Genomic DNA, 21178 nt, shown 5'->3' on the forward strand with positions numbered 1-21178 from the left:
AAAAGTGTGCATTTTTTGGGATTTCAAGAGATGGCAAAGAAATTTTCAAATCTTCTCCTGACTCCTGACTCCTGACTCCTGACTCCTATGCCCTCACGGAAAGACTTTCTCAGCAACCCCTAATTATTTGTATTTTCCCAATCACCAATCAGCAATCAGCAATCACCAATCACCAATCACCTACACTACAACCATTGGACGGCTACCGGCGGAGTGACGGTCAATCACTTGGTCGATTAAGCCGTATTCTTTGGCTTCTTCTGGAGACATGAAAAAGTCGCGTTCTGTATCTTCGGCAATACGTTCAAAAGGCTGACCAGTGTGTTCGGCTAAATACTCATTCAGCTTGCGCTTGTGGTATAAAATTTCCCGTGCCTGAATTTCAATATCAGTCGCTTGACCTTGAGCGCCGCCTAAAGGTTGGTGAATCATAATCCGTGAATGAGGTAAACTCATCCTTTTACCTTTAGTACCTGCACTTAATAGGAAAGCGCCCATACTCGCCGCTAGTCCGGTACAAATGGTACAGACATCGGGGCGGATATTTTTCATGGTGTCAAAAATGCCCATCCCCGCCGTCACTGAACCACCAGGAGAGTTGATATACATATAAATGTCTTTCTCCGGGTCTTCAGAATCTAAAAACAACAATTGGGCAACTATCAGGTTAGCCAGACTGCTGTCCACCTGTTGTCCCAAAAAAATGATCCGCTCACGTAACAGCCGTGAGTAGATATCAAAGGCGCGTTCGCCTCGACCCGATTGTTCAATAACGATAGGAATCATTGAGCGTATTTGTATCTATTTGCTATTTATTCTATCTATGAGAGAGGCTGATTGTGTTGATTGTCAAATTTGGATATCTCGACAATAACAGATAAATTTTTGATCTCCTAATCATCTGCTCTGAGCAAACAGATTTTTCAATAGCAATACTCTAGAATCAAATATCTCATCGCCAAAATTTTTTTTAACAGGCACTTTTAGCGACTGATAGCAGTCTCAAGAATTGTGGCGATGTCAAAAGCGGGAGAATTCAAAAGTTCATCATCATTAACAGATGATTAACTTACATTCTGACACTAGCTGTCTGCGTGCCTATTTATTGACCTATAACTTTAGCTTGCCTTGTGTTGGCGAATCTATATTATTTGGTCGAAATTCTTTTTCAGGTATTAGTAACTTTTTTCACAATTTTTAACCTGAACCTGGTTAATTTTCCGGACATATTTTGCAAATCCGGTAAATCGGGACTATCTGGTGTATTTAGATTAACCAATCTAAATTTAAATGCTATTTTTCAAGAGAGGAGTACTATGCTAGAAAGACTTATGCAAGCTGCTTTAATCACTTTTTTGCTGCACCTAATCGCAGCACTAAACCCCAGTACCCAAATTCCTCGCAAGTCTGTATCACCTGTATCGGAAATTCCAGCCCCTGTTCTCGGTTCAACTATTCGTTTTTCCAAATAAAAGGTGATTGGTGATTGGTGATTGGTGACTGGGTAAAAATAACTAATAAATAATAAATAATAACTAATGACTAAAAAGTAATAAGCTGATAAACCTTTAATTTGCACAACCAATGCGGGCAGGATGCCCACCCCACAAGAGTTTCAATTTTAGATAATATGCAAGTTAAATGTCCAACAGCTTAACTTTAAAAACGCTAGACTGGTCAGAAAATGGTGGAAAACTATTATCATGACTAATCGACTAGCTGACACAAAAAGTCTTTATCTCCGCAAACACACTGAAAACCCGATTGACTGGTGGCCTTGGTGTGATGAAGCATTGGAAACTGCAAGGGCGCAAAATAAACCGATTTTTCTTTCTATTGGTTACTCTAGTTGTCACTGGTGTACGGTGATGGAAGGTGAGGCGTTTTCTGATTTGGCGATCGCCCAATATATGAATGCCAATTTTCTCCCCATCAAGGTAGACAGAGAAGAAAGACCCGACCTTGATAGCATCTATATGCAAAGTTTACAAATGATGACTGGTCAAGGGGGTTGGCCTCTTAATGCTTTTCTCTCTCCTGATGATTTAGTCCCTTTTTACGCGGGTACTTATTTTCCTGTTGATCCCCGTTATGGTCGTCCGGGTTTTTTGCAGGTTTTACAAGCTTTACGCAATTACTACGATACTGAAAAAGAGGAGTTACGTCAAAGAAAAGCTTTAATTCTCGAAGCTTTGCTGACATCTGCGGTGTTACAAAATGATGGCAGTCAGGAAGTAGCTGATCAAGAATTATTACAAAGAGGTTGGGAAGTTTGCACGGGGATCATTTCTCCTAAGCAGGTTGGTAATAGTTTTCCGATGATCCCCTATGGTGAGTTGGTTTTGCGGGGTTCTCGGTTTAATGATCAATCTCGGTATGATGGATTACAAGTTTCTACTCAACGGGGTTTAGATTTAGCTTTGGGGGGTATTTATGATCATGTTGCTGGTGGTTTTCATCGCTACACTGTTGATCCTACTTGGACTGTCCCCCACTTTGAAAAGATGCTTTACGATAATGGTCAGATTGTAGAATATCTGGCTGATTTGTGGAGTGCGGGAATTGAAGAACCGGCTTTTAAACGAGCGGTGGCTGGAACTGTAAAATGGTTACAACGGGAAATGACAGCACTTAGCGGTTATTTTTATGCTGCTCAAGATGCGGATAGTTTCACTAACCCCATAGATACAGAACCGGAGGAAGGTGCTTTTTATGTCTGGAGTTATCAGGAATTACAACAACTGTTAACAACTGAAGAATTAACGGAATTAGAACAACAGTTTACTGTTAGTGTTAATGGCAATTTTGAAGGGAAAAATGTTTTACAAAGGTTACATCCCGGTGAACTGAGTGAAACTTTAGAAGTTGCTTTGAGTAAGTTGTTTACTGTGCGTTATGGTGCAACTCCTGATGCACTAGCAACTTTTCCCCCAGCGCGAGATAATCAGGAAGCGAAAATCACTAACTGGCCTGGTCGCATTCCTGCGGTGACTGATACTAAGATGATTGTAGCTTGGAATAGTTTGATGATCTCCGGTTTAGCTAGAGCAGGGGAGGTTTTTCAAGAACCTAGTTATTTGGAGTTAGCAATAAAAGCGGCTAAGTTTATTTTAGATCATCAATTTGTGGATGGACATTTTCACCGACTTAATTATGAGGGTGAAGCGACGGTATTAGCTCAATCTGAAGATTATGCTTTGTTTATTAAAGCATTGTTGGATTTACAGCAAGCGGATTTAGAAAATGCTGATTGGTTGGAAAAAGCGATCGCTCTCCAAGATGAGTTTAATGATTTTCTTTGGAGTGTAGAATTAGGTGGGTATTTTAACACATCTAGCGATAATAGTCAAGATTTAATTATCAGGGAGCGGAGTTTTGCGGATAATGCTACACCCTCAGCTAATGGGGTGGCGATCGCCAATTTAGTCAGGTTATCTTTACTTACTGATAACTTACATTATCTTGATTTAGCTGAATCAGGATTAAAAGCCTTTAAAGGTGTAATGAATGAATCTCCTCAAGGTTGTGCTAGTTTATTTACTGCTTTAGATTGGTATCGGAATTGTACATTGATTCGTAGTACCACTGAGCAGATTAAGTCATTAATGCCTAAATATCTACCCACTACCGCTTTTTCAGTTGTATCAGATTTACCAGATGGAAGTGTGGGTTTAGTGTGTCAAGGGTTGAAATGTCTTCCCGCACCAGGGAGTTTAGAGGAGTTGTTGTTACAGGTGCAAAGAAGTCAGAATAGAGGGTGAGGTGACAGGTGACAGGTGACAGGTGACAGGTGACAGTAAGAAGGGAATAGGGAATAGGGAGGAAGATTTTAGATTTTAGATTTTAGATTGGAGTTAAGAAAAACAATCCAAAATCCAAAATCCAAAATCCAAAATCCAAAATCCAAAATTAATAACTCCTGACTCCTGTACGGGCGAAGCATTCGGGTGATCAATTCTCGATTTTTCCCCAATATTGTTGTCCGAATGCTTCGCCCCTACGACTCCTGACTCCTGCGGTATTTACCTTTTTCCTATTTTCCAATCTTCACCACCAGGTAACTGAGTTAAAGTTTCTGCAACCATAGCAGGTAATTCTTTAGGTGAATAGGAATAAGTTAAATTGAGGAATTGTAAAGCAGTTGCAATTAACTGTTTTCTATCTATAATTTCTCCTAGTTGGAATTGGTTATAAATACCATTCATCACTTCCAAACTAGCATCAGCGATCGCATCTTCAATCACCTCTTCCTCCATAAAACTTTCCCATTCATCTTGATTGATGTAATAGGATTTCTTATTATCTTTAATATTGATCTTTTTAATTTCTCGGATAGCATTACGAATAGATGCAGACCAAGAATTTGTTAAACGCTGTTCGATTTGATTTTTAATTAAATGAATTAACAAAATCCTTACATACGACTGGATATTGCCCAAAATAGCTTGTTTACTCATTCCTTCTAACTCGTCCACAATTGCCAAAGCATCTGCGTAACGTCCTTGTAAAATACTATTTCTGAGGTCTATTAATTCTTGGGTCATATTTGTTAACCTCTCATCTAGCTATGTTTTATATTTTAACATAAAGGTGATACAGCATTAGTCAGCAGTCACAAGTTTCAACAAATCAAGAGATATTTAATCAGAGATGTGACTGCAAAATAAAGTCATTCCCACACAGAGTATGGGAATGAGAATATTAGAAAGAAGTAAATATTAACATTAACGCAACTGTGATAACAAATTTTTCATTTGAGGAGTAGATAGAAATTTCTGAGCATCAGTAATCATACTTTGACCCCAAAAATGCTTTTTCATCCAGTGAAAATCAGCAAATTTTCTATCTAACTTTAATGCTGTTTCTGCTAACTTATAAGCCTGTTGTTGTTCTCCTTTACCATATAAAGCTACAGCTAAAGCTAAGGTGGCCTCAGCAGATTTATTGTTAATTTTAATCGCTTGTTGCCATTGTTGAATCGCTGTTTCTTTGTCTCCTTGTTCATATTTAATGAACCCTATATTATTGATAGCTGCTAAGTTGTTGACATCTATAGCAACTGCTTGATTATAATCAGACATAGCGGTGATATAATTTCCTAGTGGATAATAAATAATACATCTTTTAATGTCAGAATCCGCAAAATATGGCTCTATTTTGATACCTGTTCATAGAAAATGTACATTTTACTGAACCTTATTTAAGGTATCAATAAATATATTGATATAAATTTAACACTTATTAATACTTGATGATTAGACGTATCAATAAAGATTTTGTTCCTATGACTACATTAAGCGCCATAGTTCTTGCAGGTGGTAAAAGTTCGAGGATGGGAAAGGATAAAGCTTTGATTCCTATTCAGGGAATACCCTTATTACAAAAAGTTGGCAATGTCGCTAAAAGTTGCACGGATACTATATATATAGTTACACCTTGGCCAGAAAGATATCAACACTTACCGTTACCAGAATGTAAATTTATACAAGAAAACCCCCATAACACACAAGGACCTTTAGTGGGGTTTGTAAAAGGTTTAGAGAAAGTAAACACAGAATGGGTGTTATTATTAGCTTGCGATTTACCAAATTTGCAAGTTGAAGTGTTGCAAGATTGGGTGAAAAGATTAGATAATATAAAAGGAGAAAATATTGCTTGTTTGGTAAAAAATACCCAATGTTGGGAACCGCTTTGTGGTTTTTATCGCAGTTCTTGTTTACCTCTAATTTTAGATTTTATCAATCAAGGAGGACGATCTTTTCAACAGTTTCTAAAATTACATCCTGTGGAAACTTTACCTTTGTTAAAATCGGATATGTTATTTAATTGTAATACTCCTGAAGATTTAGATGAAGTGACAGGTGACAGGTGATAGGTGACAGGTAACAGAGGTAAAAACCTTGTTTGTTGCTAGAAGTTGCTATAATTTGAAAAAATAAAATTGCCGATTCCCAAAAAATAAGAAATGAGAAATCAAAACAATATTATGCGTCATAAATCATTTTTAGTATCAATTTTTTTAAGTTTGTTTTTGTTGTCTTGTGCTACAGAAACCAGCCAAACACAAGCAGTAAAACCAGAAATTACACCAGATATTACCATTGCACAAAAATCACCTAACACATCTGTGAAAAGAGTGGTTGCGCTTTCTTCGCTGTCTGCTGATATTATTGCTGAACTAGATCAAACAAAATTAGTAGGAATTGTTGGTAGTAAGTTATTAAAAGATGATCCTCGATTTAAAGATATTCCTCAAGTTAGTCAAGGACAAAATGCACCAAACTTAGAAAAGATTGTAGCATTAAAACCAGATTTAGTAATTGGTGTAGCAGGTTTTTCTGATGTACCATTACAAAAACTGCAACAGCTAGGAATAAAAACTTTATCCACAAAAGTATATAGCTGGGAAGCTTTGGAAGAACTCACTAAAAATATTGCAGAGAAAATAGGTGCAGATCCCCAACCTTTATTAAATAGATATCAAACTTTTTTACCGGAAAAGAAAAATCAAAAAAATCAGAATCTTTCGACTTTAGTTTTAGTAAGTCGTCAACCAATTTTAGCACCAAATAAAAACAGTTGGGCAGGTGATATAGTTTCTCTGTTTGGTGCGAAAAATGTCGCCGCAGAATTACAAGGTAATAGCCCTATTGGTGGTTATGTAACACTTTCAGCCGAAAAAGTTTTAGCAGCAAATCCTGATGTTTTAATTGTGGTTAGTGCTGAAGCAACTTTGTTAGATTCTTTGAAAAAAGAGCCGTTTTGGCAGAAATTAAAAGCTACTCAAAATAATCAAGTTTATGTTTTTGATTATTACGGAATGGTGAATCCTGGCAGTATAGCTGCAATTGAAAAATCTGCTCAGGAATTAAAGAAAATCTTTTGAGTTGTATTTAACAGGAGTCGTAGGGGCGAAGCATTCGGAAAATAACCTGTGATAAAAATTGAGAATTTATTGCCCGAATGCTGATGCTTCCAGCACGCTTCGCGAACGCCCTTACAGGAAAATAACCTAGATACCCGACTTCTTGGTATCTGGGTTGATATAGAATGCTATTTTTCAGCGACAGGAATATTTTTTTGTTTTTGCATATTTCCACCCATGATACTGCGAAAATACAAGCCACCAATACTAATTAAAAACACTAAATATCCAACTGCTTGCACTATATAAAGTTTATCTCTATAGCCAAATAAAGATTTGAGAATAATACCAGGAAACTTGCTCTCAGGTAAAATGTTAGCAGTATTCCAAACCATTGGACCTAAAATACAAGAGTGAATTTTAGTAAAGTGTTCATAATAAAAACAAAGATTTTCCGAGGCGCGGTTGCTGAGTGCTAAACTAGCCATTGCATCATCAAAATGTTTTAAAGCCGAAATTACTAAACCAGCGACAATTAAAACTAATAAAACGCCCATAATTTGGAAAAATTGGCGAATATTAATTTTCACACCCCATTTAAATAATAAAACACCAATTCCTGCTGCTGTTGCTAAACCACCAAGTGCGCCTAAAGTTGGTAATAAACCTTGTTGAAAATTGGCAGCTACAAATAAGACTGTTTCAAAACCTTCCCGCACAACAGCAACTAAAATTAAACTAAAAACCCCCCATCCAGCATTTGAATTTTGTGTTAATGCTTCGTTAACTGCACCTTCAACTTGAGCTTTCATAAATCTGGCTTGTTTTGTCATCCAGATCAGCATCCAACTCAGCATAATGATTGCTAAAATACTAAATACACCTTCTAATGTTGGTTCAACTACAGAGGTGTATTGAGGATTTATAGAACCTAAAAATTTAATGATTCCAGTGAATAAAACGCCAATTAAAGCACTAACAATAATACCAACTCCAACACCTGCATATACCCATGAATTGAGATGAGATTGTTTGGCTTTTTTCAATAAAGCGAGGACAATACCCACAACTAGGGCAGCTTCTACACCTTCTCGGAGAGTAATAACGAAAGTAGGTAATGCAATACTAAAATTCATTTTTATTAGTGGTTATGAACGCTTGATCACTATTCTTGATTGTGTAAAAAACTGAGAACTATCAAATTTCTTTTTTCTTTGCTCGTTCCTACACATAGTATAGAAACGAACGAAAGAAAAGAAACTAAAAAGCTGAATCTTGACTCCTCGAAATATTAGCTGAAATCGCGTAACATTTTCTTGAGTTCTAAATTATGTAACTCTTCTTGTCCGATCATGCCACGGGCAAATTCTTCCAGATAAATACTAGCATCTTCAACTGTATTTAGTAGAGTTTTATACATATCCAATGCTTTCTTTTCATGGGATAAACTTTCTTCCAAAATGTCTTTGACTGAATGTTTGAAAGTTTCTTCCATTTGGGCAATTCTCAAGGTAGGATGTCCATCTAAACCGGTGAGAATTTCTCCTACTTGTTGGGCATGAAGTAATGATTCACTGGCTTGGGCTTTGAAAAAAGCGACAATAGGTAAGCGGTTTGGTCCTGTTACCATTAGGGAATAATGAGTGTAGCGAACAACGCCAGCTAGTTCAAATTCCATGATGGCGTTGAGGATGTCAATGGTTTTTTGGTGGTCGAGTTCTCGCATCAGTTGTTAAGATGAGCAAAATTAAATTTGGAGAGGATTTTAGTGAGTAGCTATACACTTTTTATCTTAGTTCAATGTAGATAATTTTTTTAGTGTTTCACTTTTCACTATTTCCTCTATTTTCACTTATTTTAAGCTGTTTTTTGTGGATGTCCAATGGTGTGCAAATACTAACTTTGTGCTTTTGTGTTAGTTTGAGATAGCACTTTTTGAGTGTTTTCCTCTATGATTTTTACCATTTTGGTAACATCTTCAGGGGTTTTGACTGCTTGTAGGGGTGGAATAACGGCAGGCCAAACTTTTAATAGTTCTGTGAAAGCTTTATCTATGGCTTTGTGTGCTTCTGGGTTTGCTTGAGCCATTTGTCCAGAAATTCCTTGATATAGTTCATGGGAATAGACAACAAAACCACGAGAGTCTTGATATTCTATTGGTTCGGTAATTTTACCTTTTGCTACTGCTGCTCCATATTCGGCGTTAGCTGCGTCTAATAAACCATTAATTACTTTTAACACAAATTCTGGTTTTGAGCGTTCTTGAGTTGGTAATGCGGCGATCGCACTATCCACAGATGCCATAGAATTGGTAAAATTATCTTTGATTTTAGCATCTTGAGGATTAGATTTTACCAAGTTCGTCAAATTCACTAAATTAGTTTTAAATTCTTTGACTTTGCGTTCATTAAGTTGTTCTTCTACATCAACATAAATCTCCTCAACTGGATGTCCTATATGGGGTTCGGCTTGTTTGGGTTGATTTTGTGCTAACAATTCTTGTGCTACTAAAAGATGTCCTTTCATTAATGCCAATTTTGTCATGTAATCTACATCTTTTGCTTCTCCTGTGAGTACAACTTCTTCAACTGTCACCATGTCTTTAATTTGCTCAAACTGTGCTTGAGTAATTACTTTTTTGGTGACTAAATCTTCTGGAGAACTGTAAGGACGACTGGCTTGTATTTTATTAGATAAAGCGGGTACACCAAGTTGAGCTTCAAATTTGTCTAACTCGGACAAAATAGCATCATTAATATTAATTTTGGCTTTCCCACTATGACTACTGTGGGCGCTGGCTTGCGTCACTGCTGGGGTTGAAGTCGTTTCTGCGGTGGGGGTATTCCCCGCACAAGAACCAAGGGTAACAATCACACAAGCCGCTATTGATAATAATATGTAACGTGATTTAATCATTGATTTGCTCCTGGAGACGCTAAAACCCAATAATGGACAAATTTACAGAATTGACTGGTGAGTATAATTAAAAGTAATTTGCATTAGTAATTATATTTTTTTAGCATAAATGACAAATTATAGTAACTATTTTTAACCAGCAAAAGTATAGTTTAATCATTTCTTAACCAAGTGTTAGGTAAGTTCCATGACTTACAAATTTCTGTCCCCAGTCACCTGTCACCTGTCACCTGTCACCTGCGATAACTTCAAACTGTCCCATACATCCATTTTCAGCGATCGCATCCTGATGGGGATGAAACATATACTTACCCGGATAACGAAACGCAAATTCTAAAATGTGTCTTTCTGCTACACCCATTGTTAAAACATCCGTCTTTTCACTGGGAGTCATCGTCATCCCCGAACGATAAACATCAAAAAAGTTAGCGTGTAAATGGAAGGTGACAGCAGGATCAAACTCAATAATATTCAAAACATAAGCTCTAATTAATTGATTTTGATAAATTTGAATAGGATGGTGCATATAATGATGAGGCAAACCATTAAATGCGTAATACTCATTTTTATTATCATCATTTATGTCATATCCAGACATAATTAAAACAATTTCATCAGCAGGAGGACGGGGTTGAGGCGGATCAATAATAAACATTCCATATAAACCCTTAGCAATGTGACGGGTTACAGGTGCAATATGACAGTGATACAAATGCACACCATAGGGTTCTGCATCAAATTCATAGATAGTTGCTTTACCATTACTCACAGGTTTTACACCATCCATTTCTGCGGGATGCACCCCATGGAAATGTAAAGAATGGGAATGTCCAGCCTTATTGAGAAATAATACTCTTATTCTTTCCCCTGCTTTTGCTCTTAACGTCGGTCCAGGAATACGCCCATTTAAATCCCAAATATTGTAAGATACCGCATTATTTAGCTGAATGGTGGAAGTACCTGCTATTAACTCAAATTCTCGAATAGTCCGCCCATTTTCCTGCTTTAATGTCCCATAATCAAAGTTTCTCAGCACCTGCATGGGTTTGGTAGCACTGTTAGTAGCATTATTAGATGCTTCCATTTCCATTGGGGGAACTTTAACAGTGACATTATTTTTTGCATTTATAGTCTGTAAAATTGCAGTTACACCAATTACACCACCGCCAAATATGCCCATTGTTATCAGTTGGCGGCGATTTAAAAGTATATTTTTACTCCGACTAAAGTTTTCAGACATTTTTCAGACATCAGGTGATGAGGAGGGAACACAAACAAGAAATTGCAAATAATTTGCAATTACCATTAGTTATGGTATAGGAATCAGGAATTATTGTCAATAATTATGGAAACTATGGAGAAATACAGGGCATAGTTAAGCAGCGCAATTTCGAGAAATTTTTAGTTTATTAGATAATTTAGGTTACGCTTACGCTGGTAATCTTGATCAAGTCTTGGGAAAAGATGGTCATGTTCGTTATTTTAATGCTGTCTTTATTAAAGAATAAAAGCAGAAAAATTTCTACTTGGTTCTACTTGAAATAATTAACTGTGAGGTTGAAAATCATGCGTGTTGAATCTTGTTGTCAATCATTATTAGCAGAAATTATCCAGGAAATTGATCCCCAAAAAGAAGGATTTTGTATTGATGTTGGGGTGGGGACTTTTGCTTTTTATTGTGAAGTATTTGCTAAATTAGGTTATCCCACTATTGCAGTTGAACCCCTTCCTGTTAAGAAATTAAAACAGATTAGTGCTAGTTATGGAATTAAACTTTTGGAAAATTGTTTATCTAATATAGATGGAAAACAACTGCTATATTTAGGGAATTTTGCAGGTCTATTTAATAGTAATTTTAGTTCTCTTTCTCCTGAGTGGTTTGGTTCTTCTCCTAAAACCAAAGAAGTAGAATCTATCACTTTATCTACTTTATTATCCAGAATTAAACCTGATAAAATTACTTGTTTGAAATTGGATATTGAAGGTTGGGAATTTAATGTAATTGAGCAATTGCCAAACATTGATAACGCTTTACTTCCCCAGGTAATTATGTTTGAGTATGGTGGTGGAGTCAATAAAAAACAAGGTCAAAAAGGTTGGTCAAAGGATTTTTTAGAAAAAACCTTAAATTGTCTGAAGATTTTGCAAAAATGTGGTTATCAATCGTGTATTATGATTGATTTTGCTCCCCAAAGTAAAGAGAGATTTTTTGATCTGCAATCTGTGAATATAGCAGTTGATCAATTATTTGATGATCAATCTGTTTATGGTAACATAATTACCTTGAAAAATGGCAATATTTCACCAGCCAAAATTCACACAATTTGTCAACCTTATTATCAAGCTTCTCTGATTGATCTTTTGGTTCATCAGTTAGTTTCCAGATAGTTAACCATAAACACTGCAAATTCCTGACTGATTAAATCAATCAGGAATTAACATTTACAAAAATAAACAATAAATATACAAATATTCATAATTTAATAAATAAATACAAATTTGGATGTATTTTTTATTATAAAAATTTTCCAAATCCCTGCCAAAACATCCTCCAATGGGGCATTGTAAATATAGGGGAAATTTAGTTTCCTATAAATTTAGAATTGTCATGCTATCTTTTGCAGTTGTAATTCTATTGCTGAAATTAGTGTAAAAAAAAGCGAAAAACAAGGATTTTCATGCATATACCAGATGGATTTATTTCTGTTCCAGTAGCAGCAGCTACAAGTTTAGCCAGTGGAGCAGCTTTATTTGTGTCCTTTGGGCGATCGCAAACAGCTTTTGGTGTTCGTCGCGCTCCCGTATTAGGATTAACCACAGCCTTTATTTTTGCCGCCCAAATGATTAATTTTCCCGTAGCGGGAGGTACTAGCGGACACCTGTGCGGCGGTGCTTTAGCGGCGATTATGTTAGGTAGTCCTTGGGCAGCAATGTTATGTATAGCAACAGTTTTAATAATTCAAGCAGTGCTATTTGCTGATGGTGGTATTACTGCCTTGGGTGCAAATATTTTAAACTTGGGAGTAATCAGTGTTTGGGTAGCTTGGTTCTTAACCCAGACCTTACAGCGACTACTGGGTGGTTCTAAAGGGCGTTTACCCCTAGCCGCAGGTATAGCAGCAGGTGTTAGTGTAGTGGCAGCAGCTATAGCTTGTGCTATTCAGTTAGCCCTTTCTGGGACAGCACCAGCGAATATAGTTTTACCTGCAATGACAGGTGTACATATTTTGATCGGTGTAGGTGAAGGCTTGATTACTGGTGGTGTGTTAGCCTATTTAGCCACAGCACGTCCAGACTTGTTACCAGGAGAAGAAGAGAAATTTGGAGGCTGGTTGATACCAGTGGTGAGTATTTTCCTAGTTGCAGGTGTTTTATCTTTATTTGCTTCCGCTTGGCCAGATGGGTTAGAAAGAGTAGCAGAAAACTTGGATTTTATCAACAAAGCCGAAGAAGTCAGAGTTGTAGTACCAACACCCTTAGCTGATTATGAAATTCAAGGTTTAGGACAAATCGGTACAAGTATTACTGGTTGGGTAGGTGCGACAGCTTGCTTTGCTGTGGCTTTTGGTATTGCTAAAGTGATGAAACCTAAAAATGCTTAACATTTCCTTGGCATTACGCTTGCAATTATCCCTGATCATTGTGATTGGGGCAGCTTTTTTAAAGCCTCATAGCTGGTCAAATTTGCTGGTGTATGGTGCGATCGCACTTTTGTGGGTATTTATATTCCGGGTTTCTATTCGCAAATTAGGGGGTTTACTAGGTGCAGAATTGATTTTTCTGTCATTGGTAGCGTTACCCTTGGGGTGGGAAAAAGCAAGTTTTTTACTGGTGCGATCGCTAATTTGTTTAATAGTCATGAATAGCTTTTTACTCACCTTACCCCCCCACAGTTTTGGCATCGCCCTTAAAGGTTTACCCGTACCCGCCCCATTAAAGGAAAATTTGCTCCTAGCTGGGCAATATCTAGAAATTTTACTCTCAGAATTAGCCAGAATGCAGCGTAGCGCCCAACTACGAGGTTTAAATGGTGCTGGGGGATGGTTACGTTATGCCAGTGCAGCTATGATCGGCTCTTTGTATCTGCGTACTTTAGACAGAGCAGAACGAGTTTATGGTGCAATGATCACTCGTGGTTACAATGGTCAACTACCTATAGACTCTACCCTTAACCCAAAAGAACGTTTTACACTAATCTTAGTCTTCATTATTGCTGCTTGTATTACCGTCAGTTCCTATTTTTAATACACCAGGAAACAGGAAGGGGAGATGGGTAGATGGGGAGGAAAGGGAAGTTAATAACCCAATCACCAATCACCAATCACCAATCACCAATCACCAATCACCTATATTTGAGTTGTGAATCTTGACATCCTTAACTTCTCATCCCCAAACTTTTATCTTTCATCCTCATACCTCTGTCGTTGAGGTGAAAAATCTGGTGTATGCCTACTCACACCAGCAACCCGTATTAAAAGATATTTCCTTTACCTTAAATGCAGGCGATCGCGTCGCTTTAATGGGTGCAACAGGTTCAGGAAAAAGCACTCTCCTAGAAAATCTCATCGGTTTAAAACATCCCCACAGTGGCACAATTTCTATTAACGGTATTCCCGTAGAACCAAATACGTTACCCCAAATACGCAGACACATCGGTTTTACTTTTCAAGATGCCAATGATCAATTATTTATGCCGACAATTTTGGAAGATGTCACCTTTGGACCACGCAACTATGGTATTTCACCAGCAGTAGCAACGGACAAAGCACGACAGTTATTAGCTGATTTTGGTTTAGAAGAATATGCTCACCGTTCCGCACACGAACTTTCTGGAGGACAAAGACGTTTAGCCGCCCTAGCATCAATATTAGCTCTAGACCCAGCAATTCTGATTTTAGATGAACCAACCAACGGACTTGATCCTGCATGGCGACGACATTTAGCCCAAGTATTATTAAAGTTGCCTGTGCAGGTAATGTTAATTGCTTCCCATGACTTACAGTGGTTAGGGAAAGTGACCCAACGTGCTTTAGTCCTTTCAGGTGGTCAAATTCATATAGACAGCCAGATCCATCCGCTATTACAAGATGGCAAAACCTTAGATCAGTTAGGTTTACCAGTAGACTGGTGATGAGATTGACACTCTCCGGGCTAAAGCCACGGAGATTCTACATTCTACGTCAGAATTTGCTTGAGATATTTGTCTATGCTTTTTGGAACTATGAAATTAACATAAGTTTACTTTTTACTAAGAATTGTCGTATATTTTTAATATTTGACACAAAAGGAGTTAATAATGCTTACGTCGGAGGCACAAAAGCCGCTGACAATCCCGCCCAAAGAACTTTTAGCACCTCCTGGGGATTTTAATCCCACAATGTTGCTATTTTTTACAGTAGTGACAATGTTGGTATTTTCCAACTTTGGTTATTGGGTATGGGAATGGCCGCATTGGCTATGTTTTAGCATTAACACTCTGGCTTTACACTGTTCTGGGACGATTATTCATGATGCTTGTCATCAGTCCGCCCATCGTAACCGGGTGATTAATGCGATGTTAGGGCATGGTAGCGCCCTGATTTTGGCTTTTGCTTTTCCAGTATTTACACGAGTACATCTTCAGCATCATGGTAACGTCAACCACCCCAAAGACGACCCAGATCATTACGTTTCTACGGGTGGTCCATTATGGTTGATAGCGGTGAGGTTTTTGTACCATGAAGTATTTTTCTTTCAACGGCGATTGTGGCGCAAATATGAGCTACTAGAATGGTTTATTAGCCGTTTGATTGTAGTTTCTATTGTTTATATTTCCGTCCAATATCACTTTTTGGGCTATATTCTCAATTTTTGGTTTATTCCAGCGTTTATAGTGGGAATAGGACTAGGGTTATTTTTTGATTATTTACCCCATCGTCCCTTTGTAGAACGCGATCGCTGGAAAAATGCCCGCGTATATCCTGGTAAAATTCTCAACATCCTGATTTTAGGACAGAATTACCACCTCATTCATCATTTGTGGCCTTCAATTCCTTGGTATAATTACCAACCCACTTACTATTTGATGAAACCGCTGTTAGATGAAAAAGGTAGTCCTCAGACTTCAGGGTTATTGCAGAAAAAGGACTTCTTTGAGTTTGTCTATGATATTTTCATAGGTATTCGCTTTCATCACCACAAAGAATAGGTAAATTTTTAAGGTGGGTTAACGACTGTTTAACCCACTAATATAAATAGGGGTTGCTGAGAAAGTCTTTCCGTGAGGGCATAGGAGTCAGGAGTCAGGAGTCAGGAGTCAGGAGGAGATTTGAAAATTTCTTTGCCATCTCTTGAAATCCCAAAAAATGCACACTTTTTCCGGTATACGCTTCAAAACCCTTGCACTAATTTCTGTGTTTATCAGCCTCTAACCTTTGATCCCACATTCCGCACCCCCCAGTGTCACAATCGGTAATTTCGGATTTTTGAAGACCTTTGAGGATAATTTTAATACAAAATGGTCTAAAGTTTAGGTAGCGATAGCGAAGCGCTGCTGCAAGCAGTTCGCCAATCTCAAATCCCCAAATGACCATTTTTCGTTGTGTGACAGTTTAGGGTGCGGAAGGTGGGTTAAAATGAATCTGACGATAAAAACAGAATCTTCAACCTAGCATTTGCTAACTCTCAAATTCCTCATCGTCAGATTTATAAATCAGTCAAATTACAAGAACAGAAAGTTTCAAAAAAGCGGTAGAAATTAAAAATTAAAACAGATAATTGTTGGGTTTTAATTTTCAATTTTCAATTTTCAATTTTTAATTCTTTACGGTGTTCCCACCGCACCAGAATAAACCAAACCCCGCTGCATATCCAAAGTCAAAATTGACCCATCTTTTATTACCTGCGTCGCTTCCTTCACACCAACAATAACAGGTACACCAAGACGTAAACCAATTACTGCTGCGTGACTAGTAAGACTTTCATCTTCAGTAATAATCCCACTAGCTTTGCGAATCGCATCAACAAAATCAACGCCTGTACTCGATGCCACCAAAATATCGCCATGATTAAAATGAGTCGCATCTATACCAGTACGCACAACCCTAGCGCGGCCACTGACAGAACCTTGTCCTAAACCAATACCTTGACCTAGTACCGCTGTCACCACTTCCACTTTAATCAAATCTGTTGACCCAGAAACACCTTGCAGTGTACCAGCAGTCATCACCACTAAATCACCCTCACTCAACAGGTTTTTTTCCTGGGCTACATTAATAGCAGCTTGGAAGGTTTGACCAGTAGAAGGTAAATCTAACACCAACAACGGTTTTACACCCCAAACCATCTGCAATTGTCGCGCCACATTGACATGGGGTGTGATGGCTAAAATTGGCGTTTTCGGACGGTATTTAGAAACATTCCGCGCAGTTGCTCCCGTTTGTGTCAAAGTCATAATTGCTGCTGCACCTAAATTCTCAGCAATTTGACCAACTGCTTGACTGATAGCATTAGGAATAGAACGTTTATCATCTCGCGTCAAACGGGAAGGATGTTCTGCTTCTTCCTGTTCAATGCGTTCAGCAATTCTCGCCATAGTTGCTACCGCTTCCACAGGATAACTACCTACAGCAGTTTCGTTGGAAAGCATCACCGCATCCGTACCATCTAAAATCGCGTTAGCCACATCAGACACTTCTGCACGGGTAGGACGGGGGTTGCTGACCATGCTATCTAACATTTGGGTAGCGGTGATGATGGGAATACCCAAACGGTTAGCAGTAGCAATTAACCGCTTTTGCAACACAGGTACATCTTCTGCTGGCAATTCTACCCCTAAATCACCTCTAGCCACCATCACCCCATCACACAAAGACAGAACTGCTTCCATTTGTTCTATCGCTTCGTGTTTTTCAATTTTGGCAACTACAGGAACATTTTTCCCGGTACTGGTAATTAACTCTTTAATTTCGATAATATCCTGGGGATTGCGAACAAAGGAAAGTGCTACCCAGTCTACACCCTGATCTAGACCAAACATCAGATCCTCGCGGTCTTTGTCGGTCATGGCTTTGATGGATAAGTAAACTCCCGGAAAATTAACGCCTTTATTGTTAGAAAGTTTACCTGCAACTGTAACCCGACAATGTAAATCGCCTTTATCGCGGTTAATTTCCTCAACAACCATTTCTACCCGGCCGTCATCGAGGAGAATTTTGGAACCGACGGGGACTTCTTCTGCTAAATAATCGTAGGTAACGCAGCTAATTTCTTGAGTTCCTACCACTGGGCGGTTTGTTAAAGTGAAGCGATCGCCCTTAGACAACATGATAAAACCATTTTCAAATTGTCCCAAGCGAATTTTTGGACCTTGCAAATCTTGTAAAATTGCTACAGGTCTATTCAGTTCAAAAGCGGTTTGTCTAATTAACCGGATACTGCGCTGATGGTCAGCATGAGTGCCGTGGGAAAAATTTAATCGCAGTGTCGTTGCACCCGCTTCAATAATTGCTTTCAGCATTTCTGGACTACTGGTAGCAGGTCCAACAGTAGCAACAATTTTGGTTCGGCGCAGAGAATCTCTTAGTTGCGTCATGGGCGGATTTTAGAATTTTTTGGTTCTATCTGGGAAATAATGGTAAATTAAGCAGTCAATTCTTTTCAGTCACTGCTATATCAATGTCAATTAATATCAAAAGCAGTGAAAGTGGGGGTGAAGTATAGATTTGATTTCGTACAGTTAGTAACTTTATAGAAAAATCTCCTCAAGCCACTTCCTCTAATCAGCAAGACTCCGGTTAAATCTTACTATACAGAATCCCCAGAAAAAAGTTAGAAATAACTCAGGATTAAGTTATAGACAAGTCAGAGTTAATTTTACTTCTCAACAGACCTGATAGACACTTCCAGCTTGTCTAACCTGTAATCTTGGATTTGATTAGCAGCAATCACAAGAAAATCGCCGAAAGGCACGGAAGCCACTTGGCTATCTTACAGTGGAGGAAGTGCCAACGGCGAATTAATTCGCCGTGATGGTATAATCAAGGGGCGAGTAAGAATAACCATCTGCACGAAGAAGTATTTTGATCAGGAGAAACCCCTGATTTATCTCTCTCGGCTTTGACCGTAGCCTGGGTAAACAAGCAAAGGCAAGATACAGAGTGTATGCCGCCATAATTCGATGGACTCAGAAAGCCAAAAAAAATATAAAAGTAAGCGCAATTGCAACACTTATCCGTAAGTAGTTGTTTTGAGCGTGTAGGGGGATAATTGACTATTCCTTTTAAGTAAGCTTAAAGAATCTGCGTGTCTTCAGACCGCAGAGTATCAACAATAGGGAACAGGGAACAGGGAACAAGGAACAGGGAACAAGGAACAGGGAACAGGGAAAAAATTTCAATTTTCTAGTCTTTTGATGAGACTAATAATCATTCTGCTCTCTTCTCGTAATAACTGGACTTTAGACTAAAAGCACAAAATGACTCAGGGAAGCTGAGTTGAAAAAAAGCAAAGTAAAAAATTCAAAAATTATCACCGTGTACTCTTGGTTTTCCCCGACCTGAATATTGTGGTGGTTCTCCCCATAAACTGTGGTCTGGTATCCTGTGTTGTTTCATAAATACTTGACCACTTACGCCTGAATACTGGACACAGCGATAAGTCTGCCAGACTGTAGGCGTTGCGTGTCAGCAATATTGCATCCGTCATTTCAAATGTTGCGTCTTTTGCCCTACATAAACAATCATAAGCTGCTTGACGGAATTCCATAAGTTGTCTAAAAACATCCATAGCGGTTATATGAGAATTGGTTGTGCTTTTTTCATTTTCCGCTATTGGGGTGTCTGTTCTTACAGGCATCCCTTGATTTTTTGCTGTCTCTCGATTTACTGACTATTTACCGATCGCTCTTCTTTTAGTCTAAAGTCCAGTAATTAAATTTGCTTGCAATATTCTATCTGTCAACCCAAAGTTAACAGCCCAGAGGATATATCTACTACTAATCGTCTAGTTTTTAACCACTGACGACCTAGTAAAATTTCTGAAATTCCTTGACCTACATGAACGGGAATATCAAAATCTTGTCCGTCAATTCGCACTTTTCCTAAATAAATGTCAAATTCCGCATTTCCTTGGGCTGTGAGCATTGTTTGTTGTTCTAGATACATCCAATCTAGTGCTTCTAAATCCTGGTTGTTAATTGCCAGCCACCAAGAAAAACCTGTATCAAAAAGTGCTTCTACTGGTAGTTCTAAACCGTCAGCAGCCATTAACTCTATCTCAAAAAATAATTCATCCTCATCACCAAATTTACCCGAAATCATATTCTGCCACACACCCCAGTTTCGTTGATGCGGAAAACGTGCAGCTTGACATTTGGGTATTTTTCATGTGCCTTCTGTGCAGCAAAAAAAGCATCTTCATTAAGAAAATATTCGCCACTGTCAGGCTCAACTGCTATGTACCAGTTGTAGTGAGTTTTGATTAATTCTGGTTGTACTTGGTCAAAAATGAGTTTACAGCGTTGGTACAATCTTTCGCGTTCAGCAAGCCATTGAGCTTTCTGTTCTTGGGTCCACTGAATTTCTGGGAAGATTCTTCCCCTGCGTAGTGTACTCGTAGACTTAACTTCACTCATGGTTGGTTCTGCCTTAGTGCAATATTTATATTGTCTAATATTTCCGACTATTATCATTAAAATTTTTTGCTCTTGCGTTGGTTTTATGGTAGGGCATTAAAATCAAAGGGTTATAGGAAATATAAAAAACTAAAAACCATTGCGTGGCAAGGATTATAGGCTAGAGCAGAGTTTTATTTGTTATTCGATTCCATATAATGTCCGCAAGAACCAAATTTTTGAATCTTATTCAACTATAGTGATCCGATTTGAGTTATGTATCCCTTACGGGAGGCGTAAGCCATATTTTCGTAGAGGCAGGGAACTCTTAACAGGTTAAGAAGAATTTTCGTTTGTACTGAGTCTTGTATGGCTACGCCACGCAAGCTATCAAAAATCAAATAGGAATCCTATATGTAGTCTAAAAAGTTGATTCTACCGTACCCAGACTCACTTCCCCCAACAATCATTTATGGGCAAGTTGGTTTTACAACCTAGTTCTGCCCTACTAATAATCAAAAAAATCAATCAAGTCAGTCGCGTCTGTAACCTAAGCATAGTAAAGGTTTTATCTTTTGAGTATATTCCTTAACGTACATTTTCCCAAATTGGCACAATAACCCTTATATGCGATACTCTAATTTGGGAAATATAAGAAAGCAAGTATATATCTACTTTACTATTAGACCTGTCCGAAATATATAACGGAAAAATGGTAGAACGGTAAATGGAAAATATACCGTGGTTCTACCAAAGATGAAAAATATTACCAATTATATACATATGTACCCAAAACGCGCTAGGGG

19 protein-coding genes are annotated in these 21178 nt (G+C 38.1%); 9 read left to right on the plus strand and 10 right to left on the minus strand.

The annotated features are described in order from the left end of the window. Positions 1–180: 180 nt before the first annotated feature. Positions 181–786 (minus strand): ATP-dependent Clp endopeptidase proteolytic subunit ClpP, encoded by a 606-nt coding sequence (clpP, locus tag FFR48_RS13235; RefSeq protein ID WP_096565355.1) that lies wholly within the window; start codon positions 784–786, stop codon positions 181–183. A 545-nt stretch (positions 787–1331) separates the two neighbouring features. Between clpP and FFR48_RS30805 the strand changes: the two genes are divergently transcribed. Beyond that, positions 1332–1472: a QAALIT motif small membrane protein gene (locus tag FFR48_RS30805; RefSeq protein ID WP_503827309.1), complete on the plus strand. Its 141-nt coding sequence runs from the start codon at positions 1332–1334 to the stop codon at positions 1470–1472. 231 nt (positions 1473–1703) lie between these two features. After that, on the plus strand, positions 1704–3761 hold the full coding sequence (locus FFR48_RS13245; RefSeq protein WP_137667676.1) for a thioredoxin domain-containing protein: 2058 nt from the start codon (positions 1704–1706) through the stop codon (positions 3759–3761). 261 nt (positions 3762–4022) lie between these two features. On the opposite strand, the gene FFR48_RS13250 is transcribed toward FFR48_RS13245, so the two are convergent. After that, the gene (locus tag FFR48_RS13250) at positions 4023–4544 is read right to left on the minus strand and encodes a DUF29 family protein (RefSeq protein WP_137667677.1); all 522 of its coding nucleotides are present in this window, start codon (positions 4542–4544) and stop codon (positions 4023–4025) included. 180 nt (positions 4545–4724) lie between these two features. Then, on the minus strand, positions 4725–5081 hold the full coding sequence (locus FFR48_RS13255) for a tetratricopeptide repeat protein (RefSeq protein WP_137667678.1): 357 nt from the start codon (positions 5079–5081) through the stop codon (positions 4725–4727). A 203-nt stretch (positions 5082–5284) separates the two neighbouring features. Between FFR48_RS13255 and FFR48_RS13260 the strand changes: the two genes are divergently transcribed. After that, a complete protein-coding gene (locus FFR48_RS13260; protein WP_137667679.1) occupies positions 5285–5872 on the plus strand; it encodes a molybdenum cofactor guanylyltransferase in 588 nt (195 codons plus the stop codon). 93 nt (positions 5873–5965) lie between these two features. Beyond that, on the plus strand, positions 5966–6886 hold the full coding sequence (locus FFR48_RS13265) for an ABC transporter substrate-binding protein (RefSeq protein ID WP_236104068.1): 921 nt from the start codon (positions 5966–5968) through the stop codon (positions 6884–6886). A 167-nt stretch (positions 6887–7053) separates the two neighbouring features. Here FFR48_RS13265 and FFR48_RS13270 read toward each other — a convergent pair whose 3' ends face one another. From FFR48_RS13270 to FFR48_RS13285, 4 genes are all read right to left on the minus strand, one after another. Continuing rightward, positions 7054–8001, minus strand: a complete 948-nt coding sequence (locus FFR48_RS13270) for an FTR1 family iron permease (RefSeq protein WP_137667680.1) — start codon at positions 7999–8001, stop codon at positions 7054–7056. 155 nt (positions 8002–8156) lie between these two features. After that, positions 8157–8591: a ferritin-like domain-containing protein gene (locus tag FFR48_RS13275; protein WP_096565368.1), complete on the minus strand. Its 435-nt coding sequence runs from the start codon at positions 8589–8591 to the stop codon at positions 8157–8159. A 170-nt stretch (positions 8592–8761) separates the two neighbouring features. Further along, positions 8762–9781 carry a ComEA family DNA-binding protein gene (locus tag FFR48_RS13280; RefSeq protein WP_137667681.1) on the minus strand — a complete coding sequence of 340 codons (1020 nt, stop codon included), beginning with the start codon at positions 9779–9781 and terminating at the stop codon, positions 8762–8764. 226 nt (positions 9782–10007) lie between these two features. Next, positions 10008–11021 carry a multicopper oxidase domain-containing protein gene (locus tag FFR48_RS13285; RefSeq protein WP_137667682.1) on the minus strand — a complete coding sequence of 338 codons (1014 nt, stop codon included), beginning with the start codon at positions 11019–11021 and terminating at the stop codon, positions 10008–10010. 326 nt (positions 11022–11347) lie between these two features. Here FFR48_RS13285 and FFR48_RS13290 point away from each other — a divergent pair, with 326 nt between their 5' ends. From FFR48_RS13290 to crtR, 5 genes are all read left to right on the plus strand, one after another. Then, a complete protein-coding gene (locus FFR48_RS13290; RefSeq protein WP_137667683.1) occupies positions 11348–12169 on the plus strand; it encodes an FkbM family methyltransferase in 822 nt (273 codons plus the stop codon). 290 nt (positions 12170–12459) lie between these two features. After that, a complete protein-coding gene (locus tag FFR48_RS13295) occupies positions 12460–13383 on the plus strand; it encodes an energy-coupling factor ABC transporter permease (protein ID WP_096565376.1) in 924 nt (307 codons plus the stop codon). Then, complete coding sequence (locus tag FFR48_RS13300) at positions 13376–14026, plus strand: energy-coupling factor transporter transmembrane component T family protein (RefSeq protein ID WP_137667684.1); 651 nt, start codon at positions 13376–13378, stop codon at positions 14024–14026. Before FFR48_RS13295 ends, FFR48_RS13300 begins: the two co-directional genes overlap by 8 nt. Positions 14027–14147: 121 nt before the next feature. Next, a complete protein-coding gene (locus FFR48_RS13305) occupies positions 14148–14912 on the plus strand; it encodes an energy-coupling factor ABC transporter ATP-binding protein (RefSeq protein ID WP_096565380.1) in 765 nt (254 codons plus the stop codon). Between the two features lie 165 nt (positions 14913–15077). Continuing rightward, positions 15078–15968, plus strand: coding sequence for a beta-carotene hydroxylase (gene crtR, locus FFR48_RS13310; RefSeq protein WP_096565382.1), 891 nt, complete (start codon positions 15078–15080; stop codon positions 15966–15968). 615 nt (positions 15969–16583) lie between these two features. On the opposite strand, the gene pyk is transcribed toward crtR, so the two are convergent. From pyk to FFR48_RS13330, 3 genes are all read right to left on the minus strand, one after another. After that, complete coding sequence (gene pyk / locus FFR48_RS13315; protein ID WP_096565384.1) at positions 16584–18353, minus strand: pyruvate kinase; 1770 nt, start codon at positions 18351–18353, stop codon at positions 16584–16586. Between the two features lie 1363 nt (positions 18354–19716). Next, on the minus strand, positions 19717–20079 hold the full coding sequence (locus tag FFR48_RS13325) for an aspartyl protease (protein WP_096565386.1): 363 nt from the start codon (positions 20077–20079) through the stop codon (positions 19717–19719). After that, entirely contained in the window at positions 20076–20393 is a 318-nt protein-coding gene (locus FFR48_RS13330; RefSeq protein ID WP_096572548.1) for a hypothetical protein, read from the minus strand. Before FFR48_RS13330 ends, FFR48_RS13325 begins: the two co-directional genes overlap by 4 nt. Positions 20394–21178 lie beyond the last annotated feature (785 nt).

Source organism: Sphaerospermopsis reniformis, from assembly GCF_005402885.1.
GTDB lineage: Bacteria > Cyanobacteriota > Cyanobacteriia > Cyanobacteriales > Nostocaceae > Sphaerospermopsis > Sphaerospermopsis kisseleviana.